The sequence below is a fragment of the Mycobacterium sp. genome (assembly GCF_049585075.1).
Lineage (GTDB): Bacteria > Actinomycetota > Actinomycetes > Mycobacteriales > Mycobacteriaceae > Mycobacterium.
Map to the genome: position 1 here is coordinate 1 of NZ_JBAUZA010000084.1, position 1,776 is coordinate 1,776.

The 1,776-nt window shown below is 67.8% G+C and carries 2 protein-coding genes and 1 pseudogene; 2 read left to right on the top strand and 1 reads right to left on the bottom strand.

Annotated elements, in window-relative coordinates; all coding sequences use genetic code 11:
* Positions 1 to 334 (top strand): annotated as a pseudogene (locus WB785_RS04005) (DUF6542 domain-containing protein); the annotation flags it as partial.
* On the opposite strand, the gene WB785_RS04010 reads toward WB785_RS04005, so the two are convergent.
* Positions 331 to 1,335, bottom strand: coding sequence for a 4-hydroxy-3-methylbut-2-enyl diphosphate reductase (locus WB785_RS04010; protein ID WP_424077397.1), 1,005 nt, complete (start codon positions 1,333 to 1,335; stop codon positions 331 to 333). The pseudogene WB785_RS04005 and the gene WB785_RS04010 overlap by 4 nt on opposite strands.
* Positions 1,336 to 1,438: 103 nt before the next feature.
* Here WB785_RS04010 and WB785_RS04015 point away from each other — a divergent pair.
* Positions 1,439 to 1,776, top strand: a 338-nt coding sequence (locus WB785_RS04015; RefSeq protein ID WP_424077398.1) for a lipid droplet-associated protein, incomplete at its 3' end; no start/stop codon positions are given.

Here is a 1,776-nt window from a genome sequence, read left to right on the forward strand (position 1 = left end):
CGACGGTCCAGAGCCGCCCCGCCGCGGCAGGGTGCCGCGCGATCCGGACCTGCGCGGTCGGCCCTCGCGCGAGATCCGCCGCGACCCGCATAGTCGCAAGGCTCAACCGGCCCGTCGCAGCAGTCGCTTCGACCCCTACGAGCCCATCGAGCCCATCGAGCCTCGTCGCAGGTCGGTGCCGAACGGAACATCCGGCGCCACCGCCACACACCACCCGATCTCGCAGGTCCGCTATCGCGGCTCGAGCCCGGCTGACGACTCGCGCGAAGAACCCCCGTCGCGTCCCCGGCGGTCGCGCGAGCCCGGAGCCGACTCCTGGGAATACGACGTCTAGCGAGACCGGGTGGGCCGGATCTCTCGCGGTAAGGCGAACACCAGCGTCTCGTTAGCCGTCGTCACGGGCTGCACCACGCCGTAGCCGTACTCGGCCAGCCGCTCCAGAACACCACGCACCAGCAAATCAGGCACCGATGCACCGGAGGTGACCCCGATCGTGGTGACGCCGTCCAACCACGCCGGGTCGATGTCGTCGGCATAGTCCACCAGATGCGCGGCAGCCGACCCGGCGCCAAGAGCGACCTCGACCAACCGCACCGAGTTCGACGAATTGCGCGATCCGACGACGATGACCAACTCGCACTCGGGCGCCATCGCCTTGACCGCGACCTGCCGATTCTGCGTTGCGTAGCAGATGTCGTCGCTCGGCGGGTCCTGCAATTTCGGGAACCGCGCACGCAGCCGCTGCACGGTCTCCATGGTCTCGTCGACCGACAGCGTGGTCTGGGACAGCCAGATGACCTTGTTCTCGTCGCGGACCGTCACACCCTCGACTGCGCCGGGCCCGTCGACCAGCTGCACATGGTCGGGGGCTTCGCCGGCGGTACCGACGACTTCCTCGTGGCCCTCGTGACCGATCAGCAGGATGTCGTAGTCGTCGCGGGCAAAACGCTTGGCTTCGTTGTGCACCTTGGTGACCAGCGGGCAGGTGGCGTCGATGACGCGCAGCGACCGCTGGGCCGCCGACGCATGCACGGTCGGGGCGACGCCGTGCGCGGAAAACACCACGATCGCGCCCTCGGGCACCTCGTCGGTCTCGTCGACGAAAATCGCCCCGGCCTTGGCCAGGGTGTCCACCACGTGGCGGTTGTGCACGATCTCATGCCGGACGTAGACCGGCGGGCCGTGCTTCTCCAGCGCCCGCTCGACCGTCTCGACAGCGCGGTCGACACCAGCGCAATACCCGCGGGGCTCGGCCAGCAGCACACGCTTGCCGGTCACCGGCCCGACCGCCGAGCCGGCGGCGCCCGGGATCCCCATGTTGACGGTCGGTGGCATGCCAACCAGGTTACTTTCTCCGGACTCGACTCTGCACATCTCTTGGGCCAAGCTCGCGCTGTCGGCTTGGAGTTGACCGCCGGTTTAAGGCAGGCTGGGACGCATGGCTACTGCACCGTATGGGGTCCGGCTGCTGGTCGGCGCGGCGACATTTGCCGTCGAGGAGACGATCAAGCTGCCGAAAACCATTCTGATGTATCCGATGACCCTGGCCAGTCAGGCCGCGCACATCGTGATGCGGTTCCAGCAGAACATGGCCGAGCTGGTGATCAAGGGCGACTCGACGCTGGAAAGTATTTTTCCGCCCAAGGAGGAGCAGCCGGAGTGGGCGACCTTTGACGAGGACTTGGGCTCCGAAGTCCGCGACGGCAGGCCGGAGCTTGGCGTCGACCCGACCGATGCCGAGCGCCGCGCCGAAGGACGGTTCGCGCTCTACACCAC

Excerpts from the sequence above, each read along its gene's own strand:
- WB785_RS04010 (WP_424077397.1), bottom strand. The coding sequence starts at position 1,335 with ATGCCACCGACCGTCAACATGGGGATCCCGGGCGCCGCCGGCTCGGCG.